This window comes from Cupriavidus sp. 05T313 (assembly GCF_056396665.1).
Window position 1 is genome coordinate 1 of the sequence record NZ_JBFTLX010000338.1, and the last position, 6,118, is coordinate 6,118.

Genomic DNA, 6,118 nt, shown 5'->3' on the forward strand with positions numbered 1-6,118 from the left:
GCCCCATCCGGCGCGCCTTCTTTGCCTACTTTCTTGGCAAGACAAGAAAGTAGGTCGCCTCCCCGCAGGGGAGGTGAAACTGCCTTTGACTTTGACTTTGACTTTGAAGACCTTGATTTGGACTTGGACGCCAAGGCCCTTGACGTCAAGCAGCCAACATTAAACCCAAAGTTAAACCCACCTACCTAACCGGCCGCCCAACCAACGGATAATTCGGATCGTTATACCCATGCGTAGAAGCATGCCCCGGCCTGACCAACCCATCCACCAACACCTCCTCCTCCCCCGAAACCCCCACCCCCACCGCCCCAAAATAATCCTCGAACTGCGCCAGCGTCCTCGGCCCCGCAATCACCGAACTGACAATAGGATTAGCCAGCACCCACGCCGTAGCGAACTGCCCCAGCTTCAGTCCGCGCGCCTCGGCGTGCGTCTTCAGTGTCTGCGCGATCACCAGCGATTCCTCGCGGAATTCAGTCTCCATCATGCGGCGATCGGCGCGGCCCGCGCGCGAATCCTGCGGCGGTTGCTGGCCCGGCAGGTACTTGCCGGTCAGCACGCCACGCGCAATCGGGCTGTAAGGCACCACGCCGAGTCCGAAATGCTGGCAGGCCGGCAGGATTTCCACCTCGGGCATGCGATTGAGCAGGTTGTAATAGGGCTGGCAGACAACCGGACGCGGCACGCCCAACTGGTCGCACAGCCGCGCGATCTCGGCGATACGCCAGCCGCGGAAGTTCGACACCGCCCAGTACCGGATCTTCCCCGCGCGAACCAGATCTCCCATCGCGCGCACGGGTTCCTCGAGGTTTTCACCCGCGTAGTCGCGATGGAGGTAGAGGATGTCGAGGTAATCGGTCCCCAGGCGGCGCAGGCTTTCCTCCGCCTCGCGCAGGATCCACACGCGCGAGTAATGCGAATGATTGGGCGCGGCCTGCATCGGGTTGCCGAGCTTGCTGGCCAGGATCCAGTCATGGCGGTCGGCGGCCAGCAGCTTGCCCACCATGCGCTCGGAGCCCCCCTTGCTGTAGACATCCGCGGTGTCGATGAAGTTGACGCCGTGCGCGCGGGCGCTGTCCACGATGCGGCCAGCCTCGGCTTCGTCGGTCTGGTCGGCGAACATCATGGTGCCCAGGCACAGCGCCGATACCTTCAGGTTGCTGGCGCCCAGGCGCCGGTATTCCATCTTGAACTCTGACATTGCATTCTTCCTTGATGCGGCGAGGGGAGGCCGGGTGCGAAAGCCTGAGAGCTTACCCCTTGCGAAGAAATCCTGCCTGCCGCACCAGCAGGCAATGCCCTCGGGCCGTGCCTATGCCAGAATGCTAGCCATCGTGATCCGGCGCCGCCGGGCGAAATCTAAATCCGACGACCATGCTCAGCCCATCCCTAATCGCGGCGATCGTGCTGGTGTTTCATATCCTCGGCGTCATCGCCGCCCTGCATGCGGTGATGACGGTGCGCACCGCCCCCGGCGCCATTGCGTGGGCGGGCTCGCTGGTGATGATGCCGTACTTCACCCTGATTCCGTACCTGATCCTGGGCAGCAGCAACTTTGCCGGCTACGTCAATGCGCGCCGCTTCAACAACGACCGGCTGCGCGAGGTGACGCACGACATGGATGCCGGCGAGCGCGAGGCGCGCGATGCCTGCGTGGTGCATTCGCCGTCCCAGGCTTGCCTGCGCGCCTTGCCCCGGCTGACCGGCATGCCATGCCTGGCCAACAACGCCGTGCGGCTGCTGGTCAACGGCGAGGCAACCTTCGCCGCGATCTTCGCTGCCATTGCCGCCGCGAAGAAGGTAGTCATCGTGCAGTTTTTTATCGTCCATGACGATGACCTGGGCCAGGCGTTGCAGCGCTTGCTGTGCGAGCGGGCCGCCGCGGGTGTCAAGGTGTATTTCCTTTACGACAGCATCGGCTCGCATGCGCTGCCGGGCAGCTATGTCAAGCGCCTGCTGGCGGCGGGGGTCGAGGCGCGCGCCTTTGCCACGCGCAAGGGCTTCGTCAATCGTTTCCAGCTGAACTTCCGCAACCATCGCAAAGTCGTGGTGGTGGACGGCGAATGCGCGTTTACCGGCGGGCATAACGTCGGCGACGAGTACATGGGCCTGCAACCGCCGCTGGCGCCGTGGCGCGATACCCATATCGAGATCCGCGGCAGCGCCGTGCTCGATATCCAGATGGTGTTTGCCGAGGACTGGTACTGGGCCGCGCGCGAAGTTCCGGTGCTGCTGCCGCCGCCGGCCGCCGCCGCCGGCGCCATGACCTGCCAGGTGGTTCCGTCAGGCCCGGCCGACGCGCAGGAAACTTGCTCCCTGTTCTTCGTCGAGGCGATCCAGGCGGCGCGCTGGCGGGTGTGGATCACCAGCCCGTACTTCGTGCCGGACGAGGCGGTATTCGCCGTACTGCGGCTGGCGGTGCTGCGCGGGGTGGATGTCCGCATCCTGTTGCCGGCGCGGCGCGACCATCTGGTGGTCTTCGCCGCCTCGACGCTGTACGCCTACCAGGCCATCTGCGCCGGCGTCAAGATCTATCGCTACCAGCCGGGTTTCCTGCACCAGAAGGTCATCCTGATCGACGACGAGGCCGCGGCGGTGGGCAGCGCCAATCTCGACAATCGCTCGTTCCGGCTGAATTTCGAGTTGATGGTGATGACCGCAGACCGCGGTTTCGCCGCCAGCGTGGCGCAAATGCTGGAACAGGATTTCGCGCTGGCGCGGCGGATCGACCGCAACGAGTACATCGGCGGGCCCAGGCTGCGCAGGGTGGCGATGCATGTGGCATCCCTGTTCGCGCCGATTCTCTAGTGTCCGGCGGCTATACCTCGGCCTGTGCGGCCTGTTTCGAGGTGCCAGTCTGCCAGTCTCGCCGCATGATGATGTACGTGAATGAGGTCGACCAGCCGATCAGGATCAGGCCCACCAGCGGCTCGATACTGGCGATCAGGCGCGTGGCCCCGACCGGCGAGATGTCTCCGAGGCTCTGCGTGGTGAAGGTTTCCAGCGAGAAATAAAAGTACACGATGGGCGCGATCGGGCCCGGGCCGGACAGCCCGCCCAGTCCGAGCGCAGAGCCCGACAACCAGTACCCTACCGCGAACACCAGGGCCTCCAGGATATGGGCAACGATGATGCATACGATCAGCACGCCCACATTGACGCGCCCGGTCCAGCGGCGGGGATTCATCCCCGACAACAAGCGCAGGGCCTCGTAATGCATGGCGACGACGGTCACTGTCAGGACGCTGGCGCAAGCCAGGGCCAGCAGGTCGTCGGTGGTGATTCCCATAGGCTTCCCTCGTCAGGCCGGGAACGTTGCCGTCGGTCGCGGCACGCTCACAAACTGTTTGGAATGTAATGGGGGATCACAAGGAAAGCCAGCCCGCGGACGATGCGCGGCCAAACGGAAAGCGGCGGCGCGACCAGGCCACCATGGGACCGGGCAAGGGAAATTTTTGCCACGGTTCCTCGGCTGCAGCCCGGTAGATCCGGTGAAAAGTACCGTATTCGGCATCATAGAGACGAGAGTGCGAACTGCCGTGCACCTGGAACCTTGCCCTCCAGGATGAAGTGGACGTCCCAGACATCGAAAGCCTGGCCCGGCACGCCGGACGGCGCACCAGCAGAATCAAAGCAGCCTGGGCAGGCCGGCTCAATCAAACTCTACGTAGATCTCGCCGCGCGGGCCGTCGTAACCCAGGCGTGGCAACTTGCCGTGCTCGCGGCTGGAGCGGGCGAGAGCGCGGAGCTCGGCCTTGCGGGTGGGCTCGCGCAGCATGCGGCGGGCACCGGTGCTGATTTCGGCGGGGCCGCACTCCGGGTTATGGCACTCGAACCGCACCCACTGCCCGTAGCTGCCGCGACGGGGCTGGGCTTTGGCCTCAGTGCCGCAAAGAGGACAGGTTTCTTGTTTTTCCTTCATAGGCTGATTCTATCGTCGAGACCATGCCGGACATTGCGAACAAGTGTGCGCAGTCCAGTGCCGCGCGGCTGCCCCTCTTCCGGGGGGATCGCCAGACGCGAGGTGAGTGCTTCTCACGGTGCAGACAACAGCCGTGCCACAGGCAGGCAGGCGAATCAACCCGCGCGGTACGCGTCGAGCCGGTTGTACAGCGTCTTGAGACTGATGCCCAGCGATTGGGCTGCCTGCCGCTTGTCGCCGTCGAAGCGCGCCAGCGTGGCGAGGATGATTTCGCGCTGGGCGTCGGCCAGCGACGTCCCGATGCGCACGTTGACGAAACCGTTCAGCGTCGCGGGGCGGGGCGGCTGGGTAGAGAGATTGGGGTTGGCGATATCGACGACACGGTCGGCCAGGATAAAGGCACGGTAGATGGTGTTCTTCAGTTCGCGCACGTTGCCGGGCCAGCCGTAATGCCGCAGGCGTTCCAGGGCGGTGGAAGAGAAGGTCTTTTCCGTCCCCTCCATGGCATTGAATTCCGCAAGGAAGTGCCTGGCCAGTTGCGCGATGTCCTCGCCGCGCTCGCGCAGCGGCGGAATGTGCAAGGGAAACACGGCGAGCCGGTAAAGCAGGTCTTCGCGCAACTGGCCGGCGCGCACGGCTTCGACCGGGTCGCGGTTGGTGGCGGCGAGAATCCTCACGTCGCACACGATCTGCGCGTCGCCGCCCACGCGGTGGAAGGTGCGCGTCTCCAGCACCCGCAGCAGCTTGATCTGCATGTCGGGCGCCATCTCCGTGACTTCGTCGAGGAACAGCGTGCCGCCGCGGGCCTGCTCGAAGTACCCGGCCTTTTGCTGGATGGCGCCGGTAAAACCGCCTTTCTCGTGGCCGAACAATTCCGACTCGATCAGCGTGGCGGGAATCGCGCCGCAATTGACCGCGACGAACGGCCCGGCCCGGCGGGCGCCGCGCTCGTGCACGGCACGCGCCACCAGTTCCTTGCCGGTGCCGCTCTCGCCAACCGCCAGCATCGTGACCTCGGTAGCGGCCACGCGGTCGATCTGCGCCAGGAGTTGCCGCATCACGGGCGAAGAACTCTGCCACAGCAACGCCGTGGGCCCGCCCGGGATAGCGCCACGGCGCGGCGCACCGCTGGCCGGCGCGGCAGGACGAGGGGAAGGGGCAGGGGGGTCGCAGCTTGTCATCGGCAACCAAGGGAGGGTTCAGGCTAATCCTATCGCCTGCGTTGACCTGAAGCCACTGTTTTGATCGGCTGGCACGCTTTCGTGCATTTGGTCCGATCCGCGCGTGAAGTTGTCAGACAGACACGGGTACCGCTGCCGGTGAAGCCTGCCTAGAATAAGACGTATCCCCGGATTCACCCTTGGCCCCGAGACGCATGCTAGCCGTATGTTCAGACATAGGGCCCGCGTTGTGTTTGCCGTCGCCCGCATGGAACATGCCGGAACGACGCACCCGGATTGCGCGCGGTCCCCGCGGCGCACCGGTGGCGTTGTACGCTGCCGATACGGAATATATGCCTCACATTCTGATCGTCGATGACGATGAAAATACCTGTGCTGCACTGTCGGAGATCGTGGCGACTGAAGGCTTTACATCGGCCACTGCCGGCGATCTGCGCGAGGCCTGCCTGCAAATCGGCTGGCAGATGCCCGATGCCGTGCTGGCCGACCTGAAGCTGCCCGACGGCAACGGCATGGACCTGTTCAACGAGGTCGGCACCGCAGGCGTCGAAATGATCCTCATGACAGGCTACGCCAGCGTGGAATCCGCTGTCGACGCCTTGCGCCGGGGTGCAACCGACTACCTGGTCAAGCCGATCAACGTGACACGGCTGCGCACCATCCTGAAACGCATCGCCACCACGGGCGACCTCAAGGCAGAGATCCACTCGCTGCGCGGCGAGTTGCGCCGCTACGGCCGTTTCGGCCGGCTGCTCGGCAGCTCGGAGGCCATGCAGGTGGTCTATGACCAGCTTGGCAAGGTTGCACCTACCGAGGCCACCGTGCTGCTGGTGGGAGAGAGCGGCACCGGCAAGGAACTCGCCGCGCAGACGCTCCACGAGCTATCGGCCCGCCGGCGTCAGCCTTTCCTGGCGGTCAACTGCGGCGCCATTTCTCCCGCGCTGATCGAATCCGAGATGTTCGGCCACGAGCGCGGCAGCTTCACTGGCGCCGAGCGCCAGCACAAGGGCTACTT

General features: G+C 64.7%; 7 protein-coding genes. 3 read left to right on the plus strand and 4 right to left on the minus strand.

Going from position 1 to position 6,118, the window contains the following annotated elements:
- The coding region (locus tag AC1DKD_RS37970) for a hypothetical protein (protein WP_477144472.1) at nt 1-189 on the plus strand (189 nt) is incomplete at its 5' end.
- Here the strand turns inward: AC1DKD_RS37970 and AC1DKD_RS37975 are convergent.
- Entirely contained in the window at nt 182-1,201 is a 1,020-nt protein-coding gene (locus AC1DKD_RS37975) for an aldo/keto reductase (RefSeq protein ID WP_428179885.1), read from the minus strand. The genes AC1DKD_RS37970 and AC1DKD_RS37975 overlap by 8 nt on opposite strands.
- Before the next feature lie 173 nt (nt 1,202-1,374).
- Here AC1DKD_RS37975 and cls point away from each other — a divergent pair, with 173 nt between their 5' ends.
- Nucleotides 1,375-2,808, plus strand: coding sequence for a cardiolipin synthase (gene cls / locus AC1DKD_RS37980; RefSeq protein WP_441629578.1), 1,434 nt, complete (start codon nt 1,375-1,377; stop codon nt 2,806-2,808).
- A 10-nt stretch (nt 2,809-2,818) separates the two neighbouring features.
- Here the strand turns inward: cls and AC1DKD_RS37985 are convergent, their stop codons facing one another.
- The 3 genes from AC1DKD_RS37985 to AC1DKD_RS37995 form a co-directional block, all read right to left on the minus strand.
- Nucleotides 2,819-3,289 (minus strand): ion channel, encoded by a 471-nt coding sequence (locus AC1DKD_RS37985; RefSeq protein WP_045238737.1) that lies wholly within the window; start codon nt 3,287-3,289, stop codon nt 2,819-2,821.
- Nucleotides 3,290-3,652: 363 nt separating this feature from the next.
- Nucleotides 3,653-3,922 carry a hypothetical protein gene (locus AC1DKD_RS37990; RefSeq protein ID WP_441629579.1) on the minus strand — a complete coding sequence of 90 codons (270 nt, stop codon included), beginning with the start codon at nt 3,920-3,922 and terminating at the stop codon, nt 3,653-3,655.
- A gap of 155 nt (nt 3,923-4,077) precedes the next feature.
- The gene (locus tag AC1DKD_RS37995; protein ID WP_441629580.1) at nt 4,078-5,103 is read right to left on the minus strand and encodes a sigma-54 interaction domain-containing protein; all 1,026 of its coding nucleotides are present in this window, start codon (nt 5,101-5,103) and stop codon (nt 4,078-4,080) included.
- Between the two features lie 332 nt (nt 5,104-5,435).
- Between AC1DKD_RS37995 and AC1DKD_RS38000 the strand changes: the two genes are divergently transcribed.
- The coding region (locus AC1DKD_RS38000; RefSeq protein WP_477144473.1) for a sigma-54-dependent transcriptional regulator at nt 5,436-6,118 on the plus strand (683 nt) is incomplete at its 3' end.